The sequence below is a fragment of the Kitasatospora sp. MY 5-36 genome (assembly GCF_001182915.1).
Lineage (GTDB): Bacteria > Actinomycetota > Actinomycetes > Streptomycetales > Streptomycetaceae > Kitasatospora.
Genome location: NZ_LFVW01000109.1, coordinates 1 through 24,764 on the forward strand (window position 1 = coordinate 1; position 24,764 = coordinate 24,764).

Genomic DNA, 24,764 nt, shown 5'->3' on the forward strand with positions numbered 1-24,764 from the left:
GTGGGCGCCGAGCGAGACGTAGCCGTCACGGGGCTGCTCGGGCTGCGGGAGCGGTGGCGGAGGTCCGGCGGCCGGCTTGCCCGCGGAGGGCTGCGGTGCCGGGGCCGGCCCGGGCTCCCGCTCGGGGCCGGGTTGCGGGCGGTGGGGTCCGTCGGCGTCGTCGTGGGCGTTCAGGGTGGCGCTCCTTCGCGGGTGCGTGCGGAGGCGGGTTGGCCGCGCTGACACGACCGTATGCCGCAGATCACCCATGAAGCAGCAATCAACTTATTACGGAATTTCAGGTCGCCGTCGGTCATCGAGGAAGCATCCGACGTCTCACCCAATGGATTTGACTACATGTCAGATCATCCTCTGCCGTGGCACCGTGACTCGGCCGTCCGAACCCCCGCGCCGGCACCGGTCGCGGAGCGCCACGGTCACGGGCGGACGGCCGCTGTCCCGCGCCTCGAACGAAGGCCTCGCGACCGACATCCGGTTCGTCGAGATCCCCGACGCCGGCCACTTTCTGTCGGAGGAACAGCCGGAACTCCTGAGCCGCGTACTGATCGGCTTCTTCAAGGCTCGCGCGAACGCGGCACCCACCAGGCAGCCGGTCATTTGAGTTCGACGAAGATGATGTGGGTGTCCGTCGTCCCGATGTTCTCGCCGACGTGGGTCCGGGCCGGCAGCCAGTTCGCCTCAGGTGCCCGTGTCCGTTCGACCTCGACCACGGTGTCGCCCTCGGTCATGCGGCGTCGGAAGGTGCTCAGGACGACCATGACGCTGTCGGGGTGGTAGTGGAGCCCGGTCTTGACCCCCGGGGTGTCGCAGTACTCGAGCACCCGGACGCGCGCGTTCTCGAAGACGATGCGGTAGAGGTCAGGGTCGGTGACGGTGGGGTCCTGGTCCTCGGCATCTCCTTGGCCCGTCATACGGCGGCAGCCGCCTCGATGGCCGGCGCCGGATCGGCGCCACGTCGTCCGGGCAGGTTGTCGGGCCCCCGGGGGCCCGTGGAAGCGGGAGCTTGGGCGGTGCTCTGCGTCATGCTGGGCCATTCGACTTGAGGGAGAACAGCCGGCCGTAGGCGGCCTGCGACAGCGGCGAACGGGACGATGACGACCGGCGGCGGACCGCCACGCGCGACGACAACCCCGGGCCTCCGACACTGCCGCGATCAAGAACGAGGCGCAGCCTGACACCGCCAACCGGCCCCAACCCGCGATTGCGCCGAACGTGGACGTACTGGTCCTACAATCCCTGGTCAGCCGGATGAAACCGTTGCTCAGACGGGGCCGCACGAACCCGTACGGGTGACTGCGACCAGCGCCTCCACCGGCTCCTACGCGACCCTGACCACGTACTTGCCCCGGACGCCGCCCGCCTCCAGCGCCCGGTGCGCCGCCGCCGTCTCCTCCAGGGGGAAGACCGTGTCCACCGCGGGGCGCAGCTTGCCCTCTGCCACGTGGCGGGCGAGGTCGGCGAAGTCCGCCCGCTTGGGGTCGCCGCTGAAGAAGCGGACCCGGCGGTGTCCGTGGACCGTGCTGGCCGCGACGTAGCCGAATGTCGCGGCGGGCCGTTTCGGGTCGAAGGCGAGGGCGACCATGCGCCCGCCGGGGGTCAGCAGGCGCCGGAAGGCCCGCAGGTCGGTCCCCACGGCGTCCAGGACCACGTCGAAGCGGCCCAACTCGGCCGAGCGCACGGTCCGATGGTCGACGGCCCGGTGCGCGCCGAGCCCGCGGACGAAGTCGAGGCTCGCCGCGCGGGCGAGGGCCGTGACCTCGGCGCCGTACGCCCGTCCGAGCTGGACGGCGGCGTTGCCGACACCGCCCGCCGCGCCCCGGACGAGGAGTCGTTCGCCGGGGCGCAGCCCGGCCTTGTCCCGCAGGGCGGTGATGACGGCGGTGGCCACGGGCAGCGCGGCGGCGTGCACCGGGTCGAGGCCGTCGGGGAGCCGACCGACCCGCTCGACGGGCACGGTGACGTACTCGGCGGCGCTGCCGAACCCGGAGGTGCGGCCCAGGACTCCCCAGACGCGGTCGCCGGCCGCCAACCGGGTGACTCCGGCTCCCAGTGCGGCGACCTCGCCGGTGAAGTCCAGGCCGACGCGCTTGGGGAACGTCCGGCCGCTCAGGAGGCGGAGACGGCCGGAGCGGACGGCCAGTTCGCCGCCGTTGACGCTGAACGCGCGCACCTTCACGAGGACCTCGCCGCGGGCCGGCTCGGGGCGTGGCACGCGGCCCGTGTAGAGCACGTCGGGGCCGCCGTAGCGGTCGTAGAGCACTGCCTTCATCATGTGGTCGTTCATCGTTCCGCCTTGCCGCCGGGGGCCGTAGGGATCTGGCAGCGACCGTAGGCTCTCAAGTGGACGCAATCGTCCGTTTCGACCGGAAGCGAGAGACAGTGATGGCGGAATCCTCTCGGATCACAGCCCGGGACGGGGTGCGGGCGGACGCCCGGCGCAACCGGGAGCGCGTCCTCGTCGCCGCCCGTGCGGTCTTCGCGGAGCACGGGATCGACGCCCCGATGGCGACCGTGGCCCGTCGGGCCGGGGTCGGCGTGGCGACGCTGTACCGGCACTTCCCGACCCGGGACGCCCTGGTGCGGGGCGCGTTCGCGCGGCAGATGGAGACCTGCTCGCGGGCGCTCACCGAGGCGCTGGCCGCCCCCGACCCGTGGCAGGGCTTCCAGCAGCTGGTCGAGACGGTCTGCGCCCTGCAACGGGAGGAGCGCGGGTTCCCGGCCGCGTTCGTCACGGCCTTCCCGGACAGCGCGCCGGAGCACGCGCCGTCCCGGCGACGGGCCGAGCGGGACCTCACGACCCTGGTGCGCAGGGCCCAGGCCTCGGGCGCGCTGCGGGCCGATTTCCATCCTTCCGACCTCACCGTGGTCCTGCTGGCACACTGCGCCCTGGTGACCGCCCTGCCGGACGACGGTGCGGCGTCCCGCCGCCTGGTGGCCTACCTGCTCCAGTCGTTCCGCGCCGACGCGGCCAACGGACCGCTGCCTCCGCCGGCCGCGCTGACACTGCGCAACCTCCCGATGGCGACGGACAGTTCGCAGCGGCAGCGGCACCCCAGGGGCTGACACGAGACGGCACCTGCCGCAGGGCACGCCAAATCCGACAGCTCTACTGGCGTCCCGCCCGTCCGGTTGCGGAGCGCTCGGGGTCGGTGCCCTCACGCTGGTGTCGGGAACCACGAGCCTCGGTCCCCTCCCCGGGAGCGGCGCCCCGCCCCGGCCCTACGGGGTCCGACGCTCCACTCCGTCGAGCAGCAGACCGAGCCCCAGCTCGAACCCGCGGTCGTCGAGGCCCGTGGCGCCGCCGCCGCGGGCGAAGGAGCTGTCCAGGGCGTCCGAGAGCGCCGGGTACTCCGGCCGGTACGCGGCCGGTGCCCGGGTGAAGCTGGCCGCGAAGGTCTCCAGCGCGGAGCCGAGTACCAGGTAGTCCAGTGCCGCGGCGACCTCCGCCGCGTCCGCGGGGCCGAGGCCGGCCCGGAGGAGGAGGGCGAGCAGCGCGTCGTAGCCACGCAGCGCGCTGGCCGCTTCGACGCGGCGGCGGGCGAGCAGGGCGACGGCGTTCGGGTGCCTCAGGAAGACCGCGCGGTAGCCGCGCGCGTACGCCGCGAGGCCGGCCCGCCAGTCGGGATCGCCCAGCGGCGTGTGGTCGATCTCGCCGTTGACCAGCCCGGAGACCGCGTCGACCAGCGCGTCCTTGCTCTGGATGTGGTTGTAGAGCGAGGCCGCCTTGACCCCGAGCCGCTCCGCCAGTGCCCGCATGGTCAGGCCGTCGGCGCCGTCCTCGTCCACCACCTGGAGCGCGGCGAGCGCAATCCGCTCGCGGGTCAGCAATGCCCTGCTCGGTCGGCCCACCGAAATCCCCTCTTCCGCTCTCCGCTTCCGGGGGCTATCCTGCCAGACCGACAGCAGCTCCTAACAAAGTTAGTTTTATTCGGACGAGCTCGCCCCGCCGTCCCGTGGCCGGCGTCGGCCCGGGCGGCACCTCTCGGCCGGCACCGCTCGGCCGGCAGGAGCGACGCCGCGGCCCCGCCCCTGGGCGGGGTCACGTCCCACCAGCGGCCCAGCGCCGCACCTTCGAGGCCCGACACCTCGGACCGTTCAACCGAAAACCCTGGAGGCACCCGCATGACACGCGCATTCGACGTCGTCGAGACCGGTATCGCCGACCTGCGCGCGGCGTTGGAGAAGGGCGAGACCACCGCGGTCGGCCTACTCGACGCCTATCTCGCCCGGATCGACGCCTACGACCGGCCCGGCACCGCCACCGCGCTCAACGCGATGGTCGTGACGAACCCCCGCGCCCGCGCCGAGGCCGAGGCCTCCGACGCCCGCCGCGCCCGCGGCGAGACCCTCGGCCCCCTCGACGGCATCCCCTACACCGCCAAGGACAGCTACCTCGCCGAGGGCCTCACCGCCGCCGCCGGCTCACCGGCCTTCGAGCACCTCGTGGCCCAGCGCGACGCCTTCGCCATCGAGCGCCTGCGCGCCGGCGGGGCCGTGCTCATCGGCCTGACCAACATGCCGCCGATGGCCAACGGCGGCATGCAGCGCGGCGTGTACGGCCGCGCGGAGAGCCCGTACAGCGCCGACTGGCTGACCAGCGCCTACGGCTCCGGCTCCTCCAACGGCTCCGGCACCGCCACGGCCGCCTCGTTCGGCGCCTTCGGCCTCGGCGAGGAGACCTGGTCCTCGGGCCGGGCCCCCGCCTCCAACAACGCGCTGTGCGCCTACACGCCCAGCCGCGGCGTGATCTCGGTGCGCGGCAACTGGCCGCTCGTCCCGACCATGGACGTCGTCGTCCCCCACACCCGCACCATGGCCGACCTGCTCGAACTGCTCGACGTCATCGTCGCCGACGACCCGGACACCCGCGGCGACCTGTGGCGCGCCCAGCCCTGGATCCCGCTGCCCGCGCCGTCCCAGGTCCGTCCGGCCTCCTACCCGGCGCTGGCCCCCGCGGACGCGGCAGCGGCGCGCGCGACGCTCGCCGGGCGGCGCGTCGGCGTCCCCCGGATGTACATCAACGCCGACCCCGACGCCGGCACCAACCCCGACGGCGGCATCGGCGGCCAGACCGGGCAGCCGATCGACACCCGCGCCTCGGTGATCGCCCTGTGGCAGGCCGCCCGCCGCGACCTGGAGGCCGCCGGCGCCGAGGTCGTCGAGGTCGACTTCCCCGTGGTGACCAACTACGAGTCGGACCGCCCCGGCGCGCCCTCCCTGCTCACCCGGGGCCTGGTCAGCCGCGACTTCCTCACCCACGAGATCCTCGACCTCTCCGCCTGGGCCTGGGACGACTTCCTGCGCGCCAACGCGGACCCCGCGCTGGCGACCCTCGCCGACGTCGACGGCGCGCTCATCTGGCCCAAGCACCCCGGCGAACTGCCGGACCGCTACGCCGGCTTCGACGACGGGGTCGCCGACTACCCGCGGCTGGTGCGCGACAACCCCTACGCGTCGATCGCCGAGATGCCGCACCTCGAGGAAGGCCTGCGCGGCCTGGAGGAGACCCGCCGGATCGACCTGGAGACGTGGATGGACGAACTCGGCCTGCACGCCGTGGTCTTCCCCACCGTCGCCGACGTCGGCCCCGCGGACATGGACGTGAACGAGGCCTCCGCCGACCTCGGCTGGCGCAACGGCGTCTGGGTCGCCAACGGCAACCTCGCCCCCCGCCACCTCGGCATCCCGACGGTCACCGTCCCCATGGGCACCATGGCGGACACCGGCATGCCCGTCGGGCTGACCTTCGCGGGCCGCTCCTACGACGACAACAGCCTGCTCCGACTCGCCGCCGCCTTCGAGTCGACCGGGCACCGCCGCACGGAGCCGCCGCGCACCCCGCGCCTTCCGGCTTCCTGACGACCTGGCGATCCGTCAAGACACCGAGGAATCGGCGGGTTTACACCTTCCCGACCACGATTCCACAGACCGGAGAGGCCGTTTCCACCAGAAGGTGGAGGCGGCCTCTCCGACCCTTTCCTTCCGTCACTGGACGCTCGCCGCGGGTCGTACGACGATCTCGTTCACGTCGACGTACGGCGGCTGTGAGATCGCGTAGGCGACGGCGTCCGCGATCGCGGAGGCCTGCAGGGCCACGGCGCGGTAGGTCCGCATGGCCGCCCGGGCGGCCGGGTCCGCGATGCCGTCGGCGAGTTCGGACTCCGTGACACCCGGCGAGACCAGCGTGACCCGGACGTCACCGGCGGACTCCTGACGCAGGCCCTCGGAGATCGCACGGACCGCGAACTTGGTGGCGCAGTACACGGCGGCGGTGGGAGAGACCTCGTGCGCACCGACGGAGGCGATGTTCACGATGTGCCCGCCACCCTGGGCGCGCATCGCGGGCAAGGCAGCGGAGATGGCCGCCAACGCCTTGGCCGAGGCCCTGTACTCCCCCTTCGAAGCGATGGACAACCTGGCCCGCATGGTCTTCCTCGACCCGGCAGGTCGACCGTTCCACCCCCGATGGGACCGGACGGCGGAGACAGTGGTGGGGCACCTGCGCCAGGCGTCCGGCGTCGACCCGGGCAGTCCGCGCCTACGGGCTCTCGTAGGTGAACTCAGCACGCGCAGCACGGACTTCGCCCGGCTGTGGAACACCCACACCGTGCGCGGCAAGACCCGCGAACACAAGCACGTCCACCACCCGGACGTCGGCGGCATGACCCTCACCCACCACGCGTTCGACGTGCGGGACGCCCCCGGCCAGCAGTTGATCATCTACCATGCCGAACCCGGCAGCCCCAGCGCCGAGGCACTCGGCCTGCTCGGCTCCGTGCACGCCACAGCGAACCGCGCCCACCGGCCCGCCGGGTGACAGCCTGCTCCGTGACGCCCGGCGAGTTTGCCTTAACCTTCATCCATTGCAACGGGCCGTTGCGTTCGAGGTCAGCGTCATTGCATCAGTTTGCCGCTACTGAGCTGGCATAATGCCTTTCGTGCGATTGACGCCACGTCAGGAAAAGCCGTAGCTTTCCAGTTGTCCGAACGTGCGGTAACGCGAAACGAGGCACGGCCATGGGGGAATCCCCGCACACCGTCACCACCATGCCGGCGGCGCGCCGCCCCGGCTGTCCCTTCGACCCGCCCGCCGAGCTGATCGACGCCCGCCGGCACGGGCCGATGAGCCGCTACACCTTCCCCGGCGGGAAGCCCGGCTGGCTGGTCACCGGTTACGACCTGGTCCGGGCGGTGCTGGCCGACACCCGGTTCAGCTCGCGCAAGGACCTGATGCTCCACCCGACCATCGACTACGGCGACTTCCAGATCCCGCCGGCGCCGCCCGGGGAGTTCGTCCTCATGGACGAGCCCCAGCACAGCCGCTACCGCAAGCCCCTGACGGGCAAGTTCACCGTCCGGCGCATGCGGCTGCTCACCGAGCGCATCGAGCAGGTCACCGCCGCCCGCCTGGACGCCATGGAGGCCGCCGGGCCTCCGACCGACCTGGTGACCGCGTTCGCCAAGCCCATCCCCGCCATCGTGATCTGCGAACTGCTCGGGGTGCCGTACGAGGACCGGGGCTCCTTCCAGGAGCAGGTCGACTCGTTCATGAACGGAGAGACCAGCGACGAGGACCTCATGGCTGCCTACGCCGCGACCCAGGAGTACCTGGCGGAACTGGTGGCCGCCAAACGCGCCGACCCCACCGACGACGTGCTCAGCGACCTCACCGACAGCGACCTGACCGACGAGGAGCTGAAGGGGATCAGCCTGATCCTGCTCGCGGCCGGTCTCGACACCACCGCGAACATGCTGGCCCTCGGCACCTTCGCGCTGCTGCGCACCCCGGACCAACTGGCCGCGCTGCGCGCCGATCCCGCGCTCGCCGACCGGGCCGTGGAGGAGCTGCTGCGCTACCTGAGCGTCGCCAAGACCTTCATGCGGACGGCCCTGGAGGACGTCGAACTCGGCGGCCGGACCGTCAAGGCCGGCGATCGGCTGATCCTCTCCTTCAACACCGCCAACCGCGACCCCGAGCGCTTCCCTGATCCCCACGTGCTCGACCTGAGCAGGCAGGACGGCGGACACCTGGCCTTCGGCCACGGCATCCACCAGTGCCTGGGCCAGCAGCTGGCCCGCATCGAGATGCGGGTCGCCTTCCCCGCGCTGCTCGACCGCTTCCCCACACTGCGGCTGGCCGTACCGCCCGAGGAGGTCGCCCTGCGCCCGGAGCTCGCGGACATCTACGGGGTGAAGAGCCTCCCCGTCACCTGGGACGCGTGACCGATGAGGATCACCGTGGACGTCGACCGCTGCATCGGCTCCGGAATGTGCGCCCTCACGGCCGGCGAGGTCTTCGACCAACGCGAGGACGACGGCACCTCGGTCGTACGGCAACCCGAGCCTCCCGCCGAGGCGTTGGACGCGGTGCGCGAGGCGGTCGCCCTGTGCCCCGCCTCGGCGATCAGCCTGTCGGCCGACCTGTGACGGCCGGGCGGGTCCGACACATGATCGTCCGGTCGTCTCGCGGAGCCCGAGGCCCCGGGAGGGCCTGCGGCGCCAGGGCCCGCGGCCGGGCGTTCGGTGGCCGTGACCAGCGCCGACGGTCTCGCCTTAGGATGCGGGACATGAACAGCACCACGCCGCCGCACGGAGAGCCCATACCGACGACGACGCGGCGAACCCGCTGGCAGGAGGCGCGGCAGAGCGGGAACTACGGCAGGCGGTTCGCCGACCTCATCTCCGCCGGCGAGGACGTCGACGGTGAGGCCCGGCTCGCCGACACCCTCCTGCCGCGCGGCGCCCGGGTGCTCGACGCCGGCGCCGGCATGGGCCGGGTCGCCGCGGCGCTGCTGCGGCGGGGGCACGACGTGGTCGCGATCGAGCCCGACCCGGCCCTGGTCCGGCAGGCCCGGGAGACCTACCCCGGGCTGGCGATCGAGGAGCGCGACATCCTCGACCTCGGCCCCGACGACGGCCCGTTCGACCTGGTCGTCTGCGTGGGCAACGTCATCGTCTTCCTCGCCGAGGACACGGAGCGCAGGGCGCTGGGCGCGATGCGCGACGTGCTCGGCGAGAACGGCCGGATCCTGGTCGGCTTCCACCTCCAGGACCCGCCACCGCACGCCCGCACCTACCCGGCGGCGGAGTTCGAGGCGGACCTGGCCGCCGCCGGACTGCGCGTCGACCTGCGGGCCGGCACCTACCAGCTGCACCCCGCGAACGACGCCTACGGCGTCTGGGTCCTGAGTCGCGCCCAGGCGTAACGCCACCTCCCGGGGCCCTGCCCAGCCGCCGGGACGGTGCTCCCGTCCGTCAGGCGCGGGCGGCGGCCCTGCGCAGGCAGTAGGCGGCGGCACCGGCCGCGATCACCGCGGCTCCCCACAGGACCGAGGAGGGCGGCAGGGCGAAGGCCAGGAGCACGCAGCCGACGGCGCCGACGACGGGCACGATCCGCACGGGGCCCTTCACGGGGGTGAGGGTCCAGGCGGACACGTTCGCGATGGCGTAGTAGGCCAGCACACCGAAGGAGGAGAAGCCGATCGCGCCGCGGACGTCCGTGGTGGCGGCCAGGACCGCGACCACCGCGCCGACCGCGAGCTCGGCGCGGTGCGGCACCCGGAAGCGCGGGTGGACGGCGGCCAGGACGTGGGGCAGGTGCCGGTCGCGGGCCATCGCCAGGGTGGTGCGCGAGACCCCGAGGATCAGCGCGAGCAGCGAGCCGAGCGCCGCGACGGCCGCCCCGGTGCGCACGACCGGGGCGAGCGCGGGGACGCCGGCGGCACGCACGGCCTCGGTGAGCGGTGCGGCGGTGTGGGCGAGCCGGTCGGGCCCGAGCACGGCGAGCACGGCCACGGCGACGGCCACGTAGACGACGAGCGTGATGGCGAGCGCGGTGGGGATCGCCCGGGGGATGGTCCGCTTCGGGTCGCGGACCTCCTCGCCGAGGGTGGCGATGCGCGCGTAGCCGGCGAACGCGAAGAACAGCAGGCCGGCGGCCTGGAGCACCCCGCCGAAGGTCGCGTCCGCACCGACGGCGAGCCGAGCGCCCTCGGCGGCGGGGCCGGTCAGGCAGGCGGTGACCACGGCGGCGAGCACCGCCAGGACGACGGCGACGATCCCCCGGGTCAGCCACGCGGACTTCCGCACGCCGACGTAGTTCACCGCGGTCAGCACCACCACCGCGGTGACCGCGACCGCGTGCGCCTGTCCGGGCCACACGTAGGAGCCCACCGTGAGGGCCATCGCCGCGCAGGAGGCGGTCTTGCCGACCACGAAGCCCCAGCCCGCCAGGTAGCCCCAGAACTCGCCGAGCCGCTCACGGCCGTAGACGTAGGTGCCGCCGGACTGCGGGTAGCGGGCGGCCAGCCGGGCCGAGGAGGTGGCATTGCAGTACGCCACCACCGCGGCCAGGGCGAGGCCCGGCAGTAGGCCGGACCCGGCCGCGCCGGCGGCCGGGGCGAGCGCGGCGAAGATCCCCGCGCCGATCATCGACCCGAGCCCGATCACCACGGCGTCGAACACACCCAGGTGGCGCCCCAGCTCCCCGGCCCGAGCCGCTGCCGGTGTCCCCATCGCTCGCTCCTTGACCACGGCCCCCGGCCGTTCCGGACTTCGGTTCCGGCGCACGGCTATAGGAGCAAGGTGTCGAGCCGGCCTCGCGGACCGGACCGAGGCGAGGCCTGGCCACCGCCCGCGAGCCAGGACGCCTCACCGTGAGTGGGCATGAGCCCGCGGGTCGGTCCCCGCGGAGCACGTCATCCGACCTCGCGGGTGGCGGACCGGGCCGGGGCACCGAGCACCCGCCGCAGCTCCTCGACGCTCGGCGCCCCGTCCACCCGGCCGTCCGCGCTCCGGTAGAGCCGGCAGGACACGCTCGGCGGTGTTCCGGGGGCGGCGAACGGGTCGGTCCCGTCGACCAGCAGGGTGGGCGAGCCGTGCATGCCCAGGCGTTCGGCGTCCTCCTGGTCCTCGACCACGTGCCGCACCAGCCCGACGCCCGGCAGGTCGGCCAGCACCACGGCGAGCCGCTCTGCCAGCACCGACTCGTTCGGGCACCGCGGAACCGTCAGCATCTCCAGCCGCACGGCCGCCACCTCCTTCGTCCTCGTCGTCAGCACCGTTCACGCTAGACCGGATCACCGCCCGGCGCGGTGGGTGCCCGGGATTGGCGAGGTGAGGGGTCAGGCGGCCGTCACGTGGCCCGTGGAGTTCTCCAGGGCCGCGCCGGCCTGGTCGGCCAGGGTGACCGCGACCAGGAGGGTCTGGCGGTCGGGGCGGCTGCCGGGGACGGGGTCGAGCAGGTAGCGGCCGATGTAGCGGCCGTTGCCGCCGAACACGCGCAGCTCCACCTCCTCGGCGGGCAGGCCCAGTTCCTCGGTCGGCCAGACCTTGCGGCCGACGACGACGGACCCGTCGTGCTCCAGGCGCGGCGGGTGGCCGATCAGGGAGCCGTACTCGAACCGGCAGGCCCGCAGGCCCAGCAGGTCGACCAGCTCGTCCCGGACGTGGTCCACCACGGTCGGGGCGGGCTTCGAGCGGGCCAGGACCGCCGCGTCGTGGATCCGCGCGAGGTGGCCGGCGTCGGTGACGGCGATGACCTCGAACCGGCGGGCACGGGCGGCGAGTTGGGACACCGTGAGGCCGACGGCAAGCAGCAGCACCGCCGTCGTGATGTCCGACGAGTCGCTGATACTGAACCGCTCGTAGGGGGCGGTGAAGAAGAAGTCGAACCACGCGGCGGCACTCAGCGCGGCGACGGCACCGGCCAGCCGGTGCCCCACGGCGGCCACCGCCACCACCGCGACGACCAGCAGCAGGGCGACGTTGGTGTTGGCCAGGTGGCCACGCGCCGACAGCAGCACCGCACTCAGCGCGAGCGGCACCACCACGGCCACCACCAGCGAGGACGGCCCTGCCATCAGGCGCCGAACGAGCCGGACCTGCCGAACGTACCAGGGCATCGCGCACCTCCTGGTTCCGGTGTAGCAGCCCCTGCGGCGGTGGCAAGCGGCCGGCGAAGCCTTAACGCGATCCTTGCGGGCCGGCCCCTCGGCGGCGCCGGCCACTCGCGCCATCGCCCTCCACATGACGCGAAAGGTAAAGATTCTACCAAGTACGCAAGTATGCCCGGGGCGGAGGACTATGCTTTTCGAGGTTTGAAGAAGGCACCTCGTTCGGTGAGGCTTCTTCACGGACACAGGCCACTGATCCGACGACGTCGAGAGACGCCCAGGGTTAGGACAGATCCTCCCGACCTAAGGGTTGATCCGAAGTGGCTTCCGGCCTATGCGGCCGGACACGCCGTGGAGTGCCAAAGCTCTGACGAGTTGGGGTGAGTCGGCCGCTGTTTCCGCGCGCCGGCGAACTCCTTGCCGTGTCGATCACACGCATCACGGGGTGCGTCGACCGGGAGGAGGCGAGAGACATGGATTGCAGTAGTCCGGGCCACAGTCGGCCCTTCCCGCGCCTGCCCTCGTACACCTCCGGCACGCGGTAGCCACCTTCCCCGCGCGCACACGCGCCGCTGCGTCACGCCCGCCCGACGGCTTCGCTGTGCCCTGCGGCGTCGCGTCCTCGCAGCGCGCAGCGCGGTCTCCACCGGTTGCGATATCGGCACGGGTGCCCTGCGCACCTACCCGCCGATCGTGACGGTCCTGGTCGTCATCACGATCGTCCGGACCGCCCCGGGCAGCTGACCCACCGCGCCGGGGGCACCGACCGCGTGCCACCGTCCGTACCCCTCCTCCCGTGAAGGAGGTGCCGTCGTGCACACCCTGACCACCGTCGACTTCCTGGTACGGCTCGCCACCGGCGTCGCCTGCGGCGCGCTGATCGGCGTCGAACGCCAGTGGCGGGCCCGGATGGCCGGCCTGCGCACCAACGCCCTGGTCGCCGCCGGCGCCACCCTGTTCGTGCTCTACAGCGAGGCCGTCGGCGACGCCGCCAGCCCCACCCGGGTCGCCTCCTACGTCGTCTCCGGCATCGGCTTCCTCGGCGGCGGCGTCATCCTGCGCGACGGCGCCGGCGTACGCGGCCTCAACACCGCCGCCACACTCTGGTGTTCGGCCGCCGTCGGAGTCCTCGCCGCCTCCGGCGAACTGCGGTTCGCCGTCCTCGGCACACTCGCCGTCCTCGTCGTCCACCTGGTCCTGCGCCCCGCCGGCCGACTCCTCGACCGGGCCCCGCAGGCCGGCAGCGACCCCGACTCCACCACCCGCGCCACCGTCCACCTGGAATGCGACCGCAAGTCCGAGACCCACATCCGGGCCCTGCTGCTCCAGGCCCTCACCGCCTCCGGACTCGCCCCCACCGGCCTGCGCGCCCGCCGCACCGACAACGGCGACGCCACCAGCCTGCGGGCCACCGTCGCGATCGCCCGACAGATCGCCCCGGCACTCGAACAGGTCGTCACCCGCCTGTCCTTGGAGCCCGGCGTACGCGACCTGCACTGGCACCTCGACGACGGCCGCGACGCCGCCGAGCAGCCGACAGCCGAGCATCCGACAGCGGCGGAGCCGGCACTCGCCTGAAAGCGGCCCACTCCCAGCCGCCCGTCGAAACCACCCCGACCGCCCCGACCGAGAGGACACCGCAGTGATCACGGCCCTCGACCACGTCCAGCTCTCCGCACCACCCGGCAGCGAGGCACTGCTGCGCGCCTTCTACGGCGACGTCCTCCAGATGGCGGAGCTGCCCAAGCCCGGGCCGCTGACCGGCCGCGGCGGCTGCTGGTTCGCCGCCGACGGCGGCCGGGTCCGGCTCTACCTCGGCGTCGAGGAGCGCTTCCGCCCCAGTACCAAGGCCCACCCCGGCCTCGCGGTCTGCGAGATCGACGACTTCGCCCACCGGCTCGCCGAACTCGGCGCGCAGGTGGTCTGGGACGACAGCCTGCCGCCCCAGCGCCGCTTCTACACCACCGACCCCGTGGGCAATCTCCTGGAGTTCGTCGAAGCCTCGGCCCCCTGACCGGACGGGGCCGGGCGCGTCACAGCGCGGCTTCCGCCCCGGGTTCGAGCTCGAACTCGGCGTCGTCGGCGTCGTAGTCGTACAGCTCCGCGTAACGACCCCAGTCGATGGCGGTCTCCAGCTGCCGGCGCGCGCCGACCGGGTCGAAGCCGCGCCGCAGCAGGTCGAGGAAGAGGCCCTCGCGCAGGGTGTGGTCCTCGGTGGCCGCCAGGGACTGGACGATGGCGCGCACCAGCGGGGCACGACGGGCGGCCAGCCGGGCGAAGAGCTGCTTGCTGGCGAGGATGTCGGCGGCCGCGAACTCCCGGCCGACGCCGGTGACCGCGATCCGGCCGGCCATGGTGGTGGCCAGGCCCAGCAGGACGGCGGCGTCCACGATCGGCAGGAGGTCGTCCACCTCGAAGTTGAGCTCGTCGGCGATCTCCGCGAGGCTCTCCTCCCCGCCCATCGCGAGCAGGATCTCCAGCAGGCCGGCGAGGCCGCCCACGCTCGCCTGCGGCAGCGGGACGGTGATCGGGGTCTCGACCGGACGGGCGGCCGGTCCGGCGCCGGCGGCCGCGCCCTCCTCCCGCCCGGTGAGGATGCCGTAGACCGTGTCGACCAGCGCCTCGAACTGCGGGGTGCGGCGGTCGCGGGGCCGGGTCAGGTCCACCGTGAGTTCGGCGCGGATCCGCCCGGGGTTGGAGGAGAGCACCAGGATCCGGTCGGCGAGCAGCACCGCCTCCTCGATGTTGTGGGTGACGATCAGGATCGCCTTGACCGGCGCCTCGTGCCCTTCCCACAGGCCCACCAGCTCGGAGCGCAGGTTCTCGGCGGTCAGCACGTCCAGCGCGGAGAACGGTTCGTCCATGAACAGCGCGTCCGGCTCGACCACCAGGGCCCGGGCGAACCCGACCCGCTGCCGCATGCCTCCGGACAGCTCCTTGGGGTAGGCGCCCTCGAAGCCGTCCAGGCCGATCAGGTCGATCGCGTCCAGCGCCCGCCGGCGCCGCTCCTCCTCCCCCACCCCGCGGGCCCGCAGGCTGAGTTCGACGTTCTGCTGGACCGTCAGCCACGGCAGCAGCGCGAACGACTGGAAGACCATCGCCACCCCGGGGTTGGCGGCGGTGAGCGGATCGCCCCGGTAGGAGACGGTGCCGGACGACGGGGCGATCAGGCCGGCCAGGCAGCGCAGCAGGGTGGACTTGCCGGAGCCCGACTTGCCGAGCAGGGCGACGATCTCGCCCTCGACCAGACGCAGGCCGATGTCCTCCAGCACCGGCAGGGCCCGCCCGTCTGGGGTGGTGAAGGTCTTGGTCACGCCGACCGCCTCGACGATCGGGGTGTGGACGGTGCTGGTGGTCATCGCGCTCCCTCGGTCCTCGGTCCTCGGTCTCTCGGTCCCTCTGTCTCGCTGTCCCTCGGCACTCGGTCCCTCGGCCCCTCGGTCAGAGTGCGTAGCGGGTGTCGGCGATCCGGTAGAGCCTGCGCCACAGCAGGCGGTTGAGGGCGACGACGTAGATGCTCATGACGCTGATCCCGACCAGGATCCTCGGGAAGTCGCCGGTGGCGGTGGCGGCGGTGATGTAGGCGCCGAGCCCGGTCGCGGTCAGGTGGTGGGATCCGTAGTCGACGACCTCGGCGACGATCGAGGCGTTCCACGCGCCGCCCGCCGCGGTGATCCCGCCGGTGACGTAGTACGGGAAGACCGCCGGCAGGATGAACGCGCGCCACCGCAGCGTCCCGCTCACCCCGAAGCCGGTCATCGCCTCGCGCAGGTCGGAGGGGATCGCGTAGGCGCCGGCGATGACGTTGAACAGGATGTACCACTGCGCGCCCAGGGCCATCAGCAGCACCGCGCCGACGTTCAGCGAGATGCCCAGCGCCACGAAGAGCACCGTGGCGAAGGGGAAGAGGAAGTTCGCGGGGAAGCTCGCCAGCACCTGCACCACCGGCTGGGCGAAGCGGGTGACCTTGGGGTTCATGCCGATCCACACACCGATCGGCACCCACACCACGGTCGCCGCGACGAGCAGGACCACGACCCGGCCGAAGGTGACCGCGCCCAGCCACAGGGCGTGCACGAACTCGCCCAGCCCGACCGTGACGTCGACGTAGTCCAGGGCCCGCCAGGTGCCGAGCAGCACCACGGCCGTCACCGCGCCCGCGAAGAACACGTCCCCGGTCCGCTCGCGCGCCGCCGGAGGGGCCAGCGGGTGCTCGGCCAGGCCGAAGGCCCGGGTGCCGCGGTCAAGCGCCGTGCCGACCGGCCGCAGCGGCCGTCCGAGCAGCTCCGGCACGCTGGAGCGGCGCAGGAGGTCCAGCACGGCGCTGCGGGGCCGCTCGGCGGCCTCCGACTCCTCCACCCGGAAGCGCTCCGACCAGGCCACCACCGGCCGCCAGAACAACACGTTCACCCCGACCACCATCACGACCATCACCGCGATCGCGACGCCCACCTTCCCCAGGTCCCCCTCCTGGATCGCGGCGGCGGCGTAGGACCCGATGCCCGGCAGGGCGTACTGGTGCCCCAGGACCCTGATCGACTCGGACGCGGCGAGGAAGAACCACGCCCCGCCGAAGCTCATCATCCCGTTCCACACCAGCGGGATCATCCCGCCGGGCACGTCCAGCTGCCAGAACCGCTGCCACTTGGTCAGCCGCATCACCCGGGACGCCTCGTCCAGTTCCCCGGGCTGGCTGGTCAGCGAGGCGTAGAAGGCGAACGTCATGTTCCACGCCATCGACGTGAAGATCGCGAAGATCGACGCGCACTCCAGCCCCAGCGTGGAACCGGGGAAGAGGTTGATGAACGCGGTCACGGTCACCGACAGGAACCCCAGCACGGGCACCGACTGGAGGACGTCCAGCACCGGTAGCAGCACCTTCTCCGCCCGCCGCATCCGGGCCGCGGCCGTGGCGTAGACGAAGGTGAACAGCACGGAGACGACGAGCCCCACGAACATCCGCAGCAGGGACCGCACCGCGTAGTACGGCAGGTCCGACGGATCGGTCGACACCGTGGACGGCGCCTGCTCCGGCAGGAACGGCGCGTCCAGCGACGGGGCCAGCCGCAGCAGACCGTACAGCAGCCCCACCAGCGCCGCCGTCACCAGCACGTCCACCCAGCGCAGTGCCGGGCGCCGCCACACGCCGCGGGAAGGGAACCCGCCCTCGCCCGACATCCGCACCATCCTCCGAAGCCCCTGGTCACCGCCGTCCGCGCCACTGAACCACGCCCGGTCCGCCGGACCGCCCATCCCCGAGGCATGCGACGGGACCGCTCACCGGCACGGACCAATGCCCCGGGCCCGGGCCCTGTGGTGTCTCAGGCCGCGAGGCCGACGTCGAGGACCAGGGCGGTACCGGCGGGGCGATAATTCCGGCCGGTCTCCGCGGCCCGCCTGTTAGGCTCCGCGGGTGTTCATCGTGATGTTCATCTGACGGTCCTGGGTCCCTCCCGCCCAGGTTCTGATCCGTCGAGGGTGCGGTTCCCTATGCCCTCCGGACTTCGATCACCGTCAGACGTCGGCGGCCGCGCACACGACTCCGGCCGCGCATCATCGGAGCCTCCTCATGCTCGCAGTGCTTTTCCTTCCCGGCGCGCTTCGCGCCTTCCTCCCCGCCCTGGTCGCCCGGTCCGCCCTGGCGATGGGCGGCCTGGCCCTCCTGCTCGCCGTCCAGGCCAGTACGGGTTCGTACTCCCAGGCCGGCTTCGCGACAGCGACGTTCGGGATCGCCAACGTCGTCGCCGCCCCCTGGCGCGCCCGGGCCGTCGACCGGCTCGGGCAGCGGATCGCGCTCACCGCCATGGCGGCAGGCCAGGCCTCGGGGTTCGTCGCCCTCGCGCTCATCGCGGGAGCCGAGGGCGTCGCGGATGCCTGGTTCCTCGTCCTCGGCGCGGTGGTCGGCCTGACGGCGCCGCCCCTGGGGGCCGCGATGCGGATGATCTGGGCGTCGCTCACGACGGCCGGTGACCAGCGGACGAAGGCGTTCAGCATCGACGCGGTCTGCGAGGAACTCCTCTTCGTCGGCGGTCCCGTCGTCATCACCGCGGTCATCGTGGCCACGTCTCCCGCCACCGGACTCTGGGTGACCGCCGCCACGGTCTTCCTCGGCACCGCGGCGATGACGTCCAGCGCGTCGTCGGGGGCGCTGCGCGGAACCGGAGGGGGTGTCGCACGGGGTGACCGCCCGCTCCAGCAGCCGGGATTCGCACGGGTGTTGACCGTCCTCGTGGGCGTCGGCGGCGTGCTCGGCGTCGCGGAGATCGCGGCGCCGGCCGTCGCCGCGCAGCGTGACGCCGTCGCGGCCTCGGGCTGGCTCCTGGCGGCCTTCGCCGGCGGAAGCGCCCTCGGCGGGTTCCTCTACGGGCAGCTGAAGCTCACGTCGGGAATCGGCGCGAGGCTGTTCACCCTGTGCACCGGCATGGGGCTCGCCGCGGTGCTCGTGTCCCAGCTGCACCCGCTCGGTCTCTTCGCCGTGGGCCTCGCCCTCGTCGGCCTCTTCCTCGCCCCCTCCCTCATCACCGGGTACCTCATCGCCGACACCGTCGTCCCGGAGTCCGGCCGGACGGAGGCGTCGACCTGGATCAACACCTCCGTGAACCTCGGCGCCTCGCTGGCGTCCGCCGCGGCCGGAGTCGTCATCGACAGGTCCGGCGGCTGGTTCGCCCTCCTGCTCGTGGGAGCGATCGCTCTCGCTCTCGCCACGACCGCGCCGTTCGCACGACTGCGCGAGATGGAGCGGCCCGCGGCCCCGGCTCCCGATCGCTGCCAGAACGGCTGACGATCCCGTCGGCGTCGCCGACACCGGGTCCGGGCCCGGACCCGGACCGGCCACGACGAGCGACGAGGCCGCAGCTGCTGGGCTGCGGCCTCGTCACGGTGAGGAGCGTTTCAGTGCCGAACGCCGCCGTGGCACAGCCGGGCGGTGTGGACGGTGTCGGCCGTGAGGTAGAAGGCGTCGGGACGTCCGAGGATGCCCGCGGACGTGTCGCTGTCCAGGAGCTGCTCCAGCGTTGCGCGGTCCTCCGGATCCAGCCGGTCACCGATCCGGTCGCGCAGCCGGGTCAGACGCAGGTGCAGGTACTCCCGCGCCGACATCCCGAGGGGGGACGTGAGATCGGTGAAGAAGCTGCGCGTCCCGCTGGGGACGAGCCCGGCACGGGCGAGCATGGCCGGCCAGTCCTCCACCGTCGCGGCCACGCCCGGCAGTTGGTCGCGCATCGCGCCGAAGGCATCCTCGGCGGCCGCGTCCAGGCGGGCCTGCAAGCCCGGACGCCCCGTGCCGATGTCGCGGGGCAGGAAGCGCGGGGGAAGCCCGCTCTCGGCGACGGCGAGGAGTCCGCCCGGCCGCAGGCAGGCGACCAGGGAGCTCAGTGCCGCCTGCTGGTCCCCCACCTGCTGGACGCCGTGACGGCTCCAGATCAGGTCGGCGGCACCCAGCGCGTCGAACTCACCACTGACGTCCGTCAGTTGAGTGACGACGCGGTCCGCCACCCCCTGCGCCGCCGCGCGCGAACGGACCTGCTCCAGGAGGCCGGGCGACCGGTCGACGGCAACGACCTCGGCGTCCGGGAAGGTGCGCGCCAACAGGCAGGTCACCACGCCCGGCCCGCTGCCGACGTCCAGCACCCGGTGGACGGGGGCGTGTCCGCCGCCGCCGATCCGCAGCAGACCCCGCAACCACTCCACGGCCCGCAGGAGAGCGGGGGCGTGCACGCCGGCTTCGCGTTCCCGGAGCGCGCCGGAGGCGTCCCACCCGAGGTCCTGGTCGTGCTGCGGGTTCATGAGTCCATGCCTTCCTTCGTGGGTCGGTCCGGGTCCGCGCTCAGCGGAGGAAGGGGGCGAGCTGGCGCTCCAGAACCGGCTTCGGCGCGGCCCCCGTCCACGCCATGGCGACGGCGCCGTCGGCGTAGACCACGAAGGCGGGGATCGACGTGACCCCGTGCCACTCCGCCAGTCCGGGCTCCTCGTCGACGTTGATCTTGACGACGTCCAGGACGCCCGCGTGCTCGGCGGCCAACGCCTCGACGATGGGAGTGACCCTGATGCACGGCCCGCACCACGCGGCCCAGAACTGGACCAGGACGGGGCGCTCCGCCTTCAACACGCGGGCGGGGAAGGTCTGTTCGGTGACACTCTCCACGAAGCGGGTGGACTTTGCGGCCATGGCGGGGCTCTCCTCTTCCGGTGCGTTCGCGCACGAGCGCCGCTCCCGGCGGGACCGGACCGGGACCGGGGCGGCGCTCGAACCTCAGCTCCGAGGGTGCGCCCGCAATCGCAGAGGCGGCAAACTGACTTGCCGTTTCCGCAAATATGGTTCCTGGTTCAGGGAAGGTGCGGGGGCCGGGGCACGCTCGGCCTACGCCGCGGCCGGGTCGTGGAGCGACGCGTCGGCGGGCCCCTGACGGAAGCCGGTGAACCGTACCTGAAGGCCCTCGCGCTGCGGGGAGCAGCAGAAGGGGCCGGCTGATGCCACCGCCTCCGGTGCCAGCGGGGCGAGCCGGACCATGCGCCACGGGTCGTCGTCGCGACGGGCCCGGATCGTCAGGGCATCGCCGACGCGACTGGCCCGGACGGTGATGTGGCGCCCGCTCCAGTCCGGCACGGGGGCCAGGGACCAGTCGGACTGGCCGCGGGTGACGACGGCGCCCAGGTGCGGGACGCCGTCCGTCATCTCCACGCCGGCCTTGACCCACGTCCGCTCGTCCACCCGGACCATGAGTCCGGCCTGGTCGTAGAGGGCGTCGAAGTCGGCGACGAAGGTCACTTCGACGGCGCTGGCGTCCGGCAAGGGGGTCAGCAGCGCGTGCCCGTCGTCCCGGACGAAGCCGTAACTGGTGGTGCGCCAGAAGTCGCTGCGGTTCCGGGTGGTGACGAGCAGCCCGGAGCCGTCGTGGACGGCGTCCAGCGGAGGGTTGAGCCAGGTCGCGTCGTCCCAGCCGATGGTGTGCCGATCGCTCATGTCTCTGCTTCCGTTGTGCGGGTGGGGCGCTCGGTCGGTGTTCGTCCGCCCCGGACTCCTCCGCGCCCGTCGACGCGAGGGGAACCCGTCGCGCGGCGGGCGTCTACGGGTGGTGGCGGGCGTCGGCGTGGCGTCCCGTCAGCAGACCCCCGGGGGCCAGGAGGATGCCGGCCCCACCGCGCCCGTGCCGGACACCGGCCGCCCCCAGCCAGGGTACTGGCCAGGGTTCGACACTGGCTCGACGGGCCCGTGGTCCCGGGATCGTGGTCGGTGGACGCCGCACGGCTTCCATGGCCGCGAAGGAGCTGACGGGGGTGGGGCCTGTTGGCAGGGGCTTCCGGCGTCGGCACGACCGCCCTGGGGCCCGCACGCCGACCAGCGCCGGACGCCTTGCCGGCCTGCCGGAACCACGGGTGGACGGGCTCCGCGGCGACGACGCCCGGACGTTGCTCGACTCGATGCCGCCCGGTCCGGTGCACCCCCGCGTGCGGGACGCGATCGTCGTCGAAGCACGCGTCAACCCGCCGGCGCTGCGGGAGCTGCCGCGCGGTGAGAACGAAATCAGGAAGGGGCAAGGGGACATGACCGGGTTCCAGCGATGGGGCGTCACCACGGCGATGGTGGGCCGCGAGGACGAGCAGGCGGAGCTCGCGGCGTTCGTGACGGCCGCGACGGGCCAGGCGCTGGTCCTGCGGGGGGAGACGGGGGTCGGCAAGAGTTCGCTGTTGAGCCACGCCGCCGCGCTGGCGGAGCGGGAGAGCCAGGTCGTCATCCGGGCCGCCGGTGTCGAGGCGGAGTCCGAGCTGCCCTATGCCGGGCTGCACCAGGTCCTCCATCCGCTGCTCACCGACGTCGCGCGGCTGGACGACGGGACCCGGGCGGTGTTCGACGCCGTGTTCAGCGGAGTGCGGGGCGATCCGCCGTCGGTCATGGCGCTCGGCATCGCCGTGCTCAGCCTGCTGTCGCTCTCCGCCGCGCAGCGGCCGCTGCTGCTGGTCCTCGACGACGCGCAGTGGCTGGACGACTCCAGCGCCGACGTCTGCGGCTTCGTGGGCCGACGCCTGGCCGGCGGCCCGGCGAAGATGCTGGTCGCGGTCTGCAGCGACATCACGTCCCGCTTCGACACCGCCGCACTGCCCGAACTGCCGGTCACCGCCCTCACCGACGAGGACGCGGCCCGCCTGCTGGACCACCGGTACCCGGAGCTGAGCCGACAGGTCCGTCGAATCGTCCTGGAGCGGGCCCGGGGCAACCCGCTGGCCCTGCTGGAGCTGCCCGCGCACTTCGCCGGCCGGTCGAGCGATCTCCCGGTCGAAGACCTGGTCGGCCAGCACGGCGTGCCGTTGCCCCGACGGCTGCAACGGCTGTTCGGCACCCGCATCGCCGCCCTCGACGAGCGGGTGCGGACCGAGCTGCTGATGGGCGCGCTCGACGGCGCCGGGGCCCCGAGCGGCACCGACACCGTCCCCGGCACCCGTTACGGCATGCGTGACGCCGACACGGCGGTGGCCGCGGGGCTGCTGGACGTCGAGGTGGTCACCGGTGATCTCGTCTTCCGGCACCCGCTCGTACGGTCCGCCGTCGTGCGGATGGCCACTCCCAACCAGCGCCGCGCCGCCCACCTGGCGCTGGCACAGGTTCACCGGGAGAACCTCGAACGCCGGGCGACGCACCTGGCGGCGGCAACGGTCGATCCGGACGAGGACGTCGCCGACATCCTGGAGGCGGCGGCCGAGTCGGCGACCCGGCGCGGCGGCGCGCTGGCGGCCGTGGCCTGGCTGACCCGGGCCGCCGAGCTCAGCGAGACCCACACCGGCCGGTCCCGGCGCCTGGCCGACGCGGCCTTCGTCGCCGCTCACGCCGCCCGCCTCGGCCAGGCGCACCGGCTGGTCCAGGCGGACCTCACGCCCGGCTCGACGGGGTCGCCGGCCTCGGTGCTGGCGGCCGCCTACCGGGCGCTCCACCAGGACGGGGACGTCCGCTCCACGCACCGCCAGGTCTCGGCCGCGATCGAGAAGCTCCGGGACGGCGGGTCGGCCGTCGCGTCGACCGTCGGCGAGGCCGAACCTGACGAGGTCCTCACCCGGCTGGTGGTCCTGCTCCTGACGATCAGTCAGTACAGCGGGGACCGCGCGGCCTGGGAGAGCACGCACGAACTCCTCGCCTCCCTGGGCAGCCTCCTCACCCGACGCTCGCGTCTCTACAGCGGCACCTGGAGCGACGTGACCAGGCACGGAGCCGGCTTCGCCGGGCCGGTGCGACAGGCCGCCGCGACCCTGCCGGACCTGGAACCCTGGGACGTCACGCAGTTCGGCGCGGCCGCGTACCACCTCGACCTCCTGAGCCACTACCGCCCCCACCTGCAGCGTGTCGTCGACCGCGAGCTGGAGACCGGGGCCGTGGCAACCGGCATGGTCATGCTGCACCAGATCATGCTCGACCAGTTGACGGTCGGAGAATGGGCCGAGGCCGAGGACACCGGACAACGCGGCCTGGACCTGGCGACCGAGCACGGCCACCAGCTGTTCGCCGCCCAGAGCCGCGCGTACCTGGCCCAGCTCGCGGCGCTGCGCGGACAGGTCGGGCGGGCCCGGGACCTGCAGGCCGAGGTGGACGCCTGGGCCCGCCCGCGCGGACTGGGGTTCCTGACCCAGGTCGCCGACGCCGCCGGCGCGACCGCCGCGCTGAGCTCCGGCGACTACGAGACCGCGTACCTCTACGCCATCGGCATCACCCAGCCGGGTGAGTTCCGGCCCTACGCCTACCAGGCCTCGCGCACCCTGCTCGATCTCGTCGAGGCCGCCCGGCACACCGGACGCGTCGACCAGGCCCGGGCGCACGCCCTCGCCGCCCGCGACGCCGGTCTGCCGGAGGTGTCGCCCCGCCTGGGGCTGATCACCTACGGCGCGCTGGCGATGACCGCCGAGGACGAGCGGGAGGCCGCCGAGATGTTCACGCGCGCCGAATCCCAGCCGGACGCCACCCGCTTCCCGTTCGAGCTGGCCCGGATCCGGCTGGCGCACGGCATCCGGGTGCGCCACGTCCAGGGCCCGGCCCCGGCGCGGCAGTACCTGGTCCCGGCGGCCGAGGTGTTCGAGCGGCTGGGCGCGGCCGGCTGGACCGAACGGGCCCGGGCCGAACTGCGCGCCACCGGGGCCCCGCCCCGCGTCCCGACGCTGACCGTGGCCCCGCTGACCTGGCAGGAACGCCGCATCGCCGACCTGGCCGCCGGCGGCCTGACGAACAAGGAGATCGGCGCGCGGATGCACCTGTCGCCGCGTACCGTCAGCTCGCACCTGTACCGCGTCTTCCCCAAGCTGGGCATCACGGCCCGGGCGGCACTGCGCGACGCGTTGAGCCGGACCGACGCGGCGCAGGTCTGATGCCCGCGCTCACCCCTGCGGGGCCACGGCCTCGACGCCGTTGGCGGCCAGCCAGCCGAGGACGTGGTCGGCGACCGAACGCCAGCCGCTGTCGAACACCAGGGAGTGCCCCCGATCGGCGAACTGCTTCAGGTCCGTCACGGCGGAGGAGTCGCCGTAGAGCTTGTAGACCGAGCGGGTCACGACGTCCGGGACCATCCGGTCCTCCTGGCCGGAGACCAGCAGCAGCGGTCCGCGCGCCGTATTGGCCGTGTCCACGACGGTGCCGGCCGGCCCGGTGGCGGTGCCGTCGAGTCCGAGGTCCGCGAGCAGCCGGAGCGGGGCCGGGACGGCGTACCGGTCGAAGAGCTGCTCGGCCTCCCCCTCTCCGACCGTGTTGACGACGAGGTGTCGGAACCGGGCGCGCGGCAGCTGCCCGAAGCCCGGGTGCCGGGTCGGGCCGACCGACATCAGCGGCCACGGCCGGGACCGGCCGTCGGCCGTCGGCACACCGCCGGCCGGCAGCGGCGCGAGGGCGACGGCGGC

At 73.3% G+C, this 24,764-nt stretch carries 21 protein-coding genes, 4 pseudogenes and 1 riboswitch; of the genes and pseudogenes, 11 read left to right on the top strand and 14 right to left on the bottom strand.

Annotated elements, in window-relative coordinates; all coding sequences use genetic code 11:
- Positions 1–225: pseudogene (locus AE652_RS48000) on the bottom strand (hypothetical protein); the annotation flags it as partial.
- Positions 226–364: 139 nt separating this feature from the next.
- On the opposite strand from AE652_RS48000, the gene AE652_RS09030 reads away from it, so the two are divergent.
- Complete coding sequence (locus AE652_RS09030) at positions 365–601, top strand: alpha/beta fold hydrolase (RefSeq protein WP_159028397.1); 237 nt, start codon at positions 365–367, stop codon at positions 599–601.
- Here AE652_RS09030 and AE652_RS09035 read toward each other — a convergent pair.
- Complete coding sequence (locus AE652_RS09035; protein ID WP_049650693.1) at positions 594–911, bottom strand: hypothetical protein; 318 nt, start codon at positions 909–911, stop codon at positions 594–596. The genes AE652_RS09030 and AE652_RS09035 overlap by 8 nt on opposite strands.
- A 407-nt stretch (positions 912–1,318) precedes the next feature.
- Complete coding sequence (locus tag AE652_RS09040) at positions 1,319–2,284, bottom strand: NAD(P)-dependent alcohol dehydrogenase (RefSeq protein ID WP_049650694.1); 966 nt, start codon at positions 2,282–2,284, stop codon at positions 1,319–1,321.
- Between the two features lie 98 nt (positions 2,285–2,382).
- Here AE652_RS09040 and AE652_RS09045 point away from each other — a divergent pair, with 98 nt between their 5' ends.
- Positions 2,383–3,063 carry a TetR/AcrR family transcriptional regulator gene (locus tag AE652_RS09045; protein ID WP_049650695.1) on the top strand — a complete coding sequence of 227 codons (681 nt, stop codon included), beginning with the start codon at positions 2,383–2,385 and terminating at the stop codon, positions 3,061–3,063.
- A 156-nt stretch (positions 3,064–3,219) separates the two neighbouring features.
- On the opposite strand, the gene AE652_RS09050 is transcribed toward AE652_RS09045, so the two are convergent.
- Positions 3,220–3,849 (bottom strand): TetR/AcrR family transcriptional regulator, encoded by a 630-nt coding sequence (locus AE652_RS09050; protein ID WP_049650696.1) that lies wholly within the window; start codon positions 3,847–3,849, stop codon positions 3,220–3,222.
- 273 nt (positions 3,850–4,122) lie between these two features.
- On the opposite strand from AE652_RS09050, the gene AE652_RS09055 reads away from it, so the two are divergent.
- Complete coding sequence (locus AE652_RS09055; RefSeq protein WP_049650697.1) at positions 4,123–5,859, top strand: amidase; 1,737 nt, start codon at positions 4,123–4,125, stop codon at positions 5,857–5,859.
- Positions 5,860–5,985: 126 nt separating this feature from the next.
- Here AE652_RS09055 and AE652_RS09060 read toward each other — a convergent pair.
- A pseudogene (locus AE652_RS09060) lies at positions 5,986–6,369 on the bottom strand (SDR family oxidoreductase); the annotation flags it as partial.
- Here AE652_RS09060 and AE652_RS09065 point away from each other — a divergent pair.
- The 4 genes and pseudogenes from AE652_RS09065 to AE652_RS09080 all read left to right on the top strand — a co-directional run.
- Positions 6,359–6,817, top strand: a pseudogene (locus tag AE652_RS09065) (transcriptional regulator); the annotation flags it as partial. The pseudogenes AE652_RS09060 and AE652_RS09065 sit on opposite strands and share 11 nt — an antisense overlap.
- A 200-nt stretch (positions 6,818–7,017) precedes the next feature.
- Positions 7,018–8,223, top strand: a complete 1,206-nt coding sequence (locus AE652_RS09070) for a cytochrome P450 (RefSeq protein WP_049650698.1) — start codon at positions 7,018–7,020, stop codon at positions 8,221–8,223.
- A gap of 3 nt (positions 8,224–8,226) precedes the next feature.
- The gene (locus tag AE652_RS09075) at positions 8,227–8,427 is read left to right on the top strand and encodes a ferredoxin (RefSeq protein ID WP_049650699.1); all 201 of its coding nucleotides are present in this window, start codon (positions 8,227–8,229) and stop codon (positions 8,425–8,427) included.
- Positions 8,428–8,567: 140 nt separating this feature from the next.
- Positions 8,568–9,206 carry a bifunctional 2-polyprenyl-6-hydroxyphenol methylase/3-demethylubiquinol 3-O-methyltransferase UbiG gene (locus AE652_RS09080; protein ID WP_053112017.1) on the top strand — a complete coding sequence of 213 codons (639 nt, stop codon included), beginning with the start codon at positions 8,568–8,570 and terminating at the stop codon, positions 9,204–9,206.
- A 49-nt stretch (positions 9,207–9,255) separates the two neighbouring features.
- Here AE652_RS09080 and AE652_RS09085 read toward each other — a convergent pair whose 3' ends face one another.
- The 3 genes from AE652_RS09085 to AE652_RS09095 form a co-directional block, all read right to left on the bottom strand.
- On the bottom strand, positions 9,256–10,515 hold the full coding sequence (locus AE652_RS09085) for an APC family permease (protein WP_049650700.1): 1,260 nt from the start codon (positions 10,513–10,515) through the stop codon (positions 9,256–9,258).
- 182 nt (positions 10,516–10,697) lie between these two features.
- On the bottom strand, positions 10,698–11,060 hold the full coding sequence (locus AE652_RS09090) for a hypothetical protein (RefSeq protein ID WP_199823063.1): 363 nt from the start codon (positions 11,058–11,060) through the stop codon (positions 10,698–10,700).
- Between the two features lie 63 nt (positions 11,061–11,123).
- Positions 11,124–11,903: a DUF4118 domain-containing protein gene (locus AE652_RS09095; RefSeq protein WP_082345527.1), complete on the bottom strand. Its 780-nt coding sequence runs from the start codon at positions 11,901–11,903 to the stop codon at positions 11,124–11,126.
- Positions 11,904–12,104: 201 nt separating this feature from the next.
- A riboswitch (M-box (ykoK) riboswitch) is annotated at positions 12,105–12,281 on the top strand.
- A gap of 426 nt (positions 12,282–12,707) precedes the next feature.
- Here AE652_RS09095 and AE652_RS09100 point away from each other — a divergent pair.
- Both AE652_RS09100 and AE652_RS09105 read left to right on the top strand, forming a co-directional pair.
- Positions 12,708–13,472: an MgtC/SapB family protein gene (locus AE652_RS09100; RefSeq protein WP_049650701.1), complete on the top strand. Its 765-nt coding sequence runs from the start codon at positions 12,708–12,710 to the stop codon at positions 13,470–13,472.
- A gap of 64 nt (positions 13,473–13,536) precedes the next feature.
- Positions 13,537–13,908 carry a VOC family protein gene (locus AE652_RS09105; RefSeq protein WP_049650702.1) on the top strand — a complete coding sequence of 124 codons (372 nt, stop codon included), beginning with the start codon at positions 13,537–13,539 and terminating at the stop codon, positions 13,906–13,908.
- A 19-nt stretch (positions 13,909–13,927) separates the two neighbouring features.
- Here AE652_RS09105 and AE652_RS09110 read toward each other — a convergent pair whose 3' ends face one another.
- Complete coding sequence (locus AE652_RS09110) at positions 13,928–15,253, bottom strand: nitrate/sulfonate/bicarbonate ABC transporter ATP-binding protein (protein ID WP_049650703.1); 1,326 nt, start codon at positions 15,251–15,253, stop codon at positions 13,928–13,930.
- A gap of 82 nt (positions 15,254–15,335) precedes the next feature.
- Complete coding sequence (locus tag AE652_RS09115; protein ID WP_049650704.1) at positions 15,336–17,072, bottom strand: ABC transporter permease subunit; 1,737 nt, start codon at positions 17,070–17,072, stop codon at positions 15,336–15,338.
- A 391-nt stretch (positions 17,073–17,463) separates the two neighbouring features.
- Here AE652_RS09115 and AE652_RS09120 point away from each other — a divergent pair, with 391 nt between their 5' ends.
- Positions 17,464–18,675: an MFS transporter gene (locus AE652_RS09120; RefSeq protein WP_049650705.1), complete on the top strand. Its 1,212-nt coding sequence runs from the start codon at positions 17,464–17,466 to the stop codon at positions 18,673–18,675.
- A gap of 110 nt (positions 18,676–18,785) precedes the next feature.
- Here the strand turns inward: AE652_RS09120 and AE652_RS09125 are convergent, their stop codons facing one another.
- The 3 genes from AE652_RS09125 to AE652_RS09135 all read right to left on the bottom strand — a co-directional run bounded on the left by AE652_RS09125 (position 18,786) and on the right by AE652_RS09135 (position 20,856).
- On the bottom strand, positions 18,786–19,679 hold the full coding sequence (locus AE652_RS09125; protein ID WP_049650706.1) for a trans-aconitate 2-methyltransferase: 894 nt from the start codon (positions 19,677–19,679) through the stop codon (positions 18,786–18,788).
- 40 nt (positions 19,680–19,719) lie between these two features.
- Complete coding sequence (locus AE652_RS09130; protein WP_049650707.1) at positions 19,720–20,061, bottom strand: co-chaperone YbbN; 342 nt, start codon at positions 20,059–20,061, stop codon at positions 19,720–19,722.
- Positions 20,062–20,253: 192 nt separating this feature from the next.
- The gene (locus AE652_RS09135; RefSeq protein WP_049650708.1) at positions 20,254–20,856 is read right to left on the bottom strand and encodes a DUF1349 domain-containing protein; all 603 of its coding nucleotides are present in this window, start codon (positions 20,854–20,856) and stop codon (positions 20,254–20,256) included.
- A gap of 617 nt (positions 20,857–21,473) precedes the next feature.
- Here AE652_RS09135 and AE652_RS09140 point away from each other — a divergent pair.
- Positions 21,474–24,239, top strand: coding sequence for an AAA family ATPase (locus tag AE652_RS09140; protein WP_049650715.1), 2,766 nt, complete (start codon positions 21,474–21,476; stop codon positions 24,237–24,239).
- A gap of 9 nt (positions 24,240–24,248) precedes the next feature.
- Here the strand turns inward: AE652_RS09140 and AE652_RS09145 are convergent.
- Positions 24,249–24,764, bottom strand: a pseudogene (locus AE652_RS09145) (alpha/beta hydrolase); the annotation flags it as partial.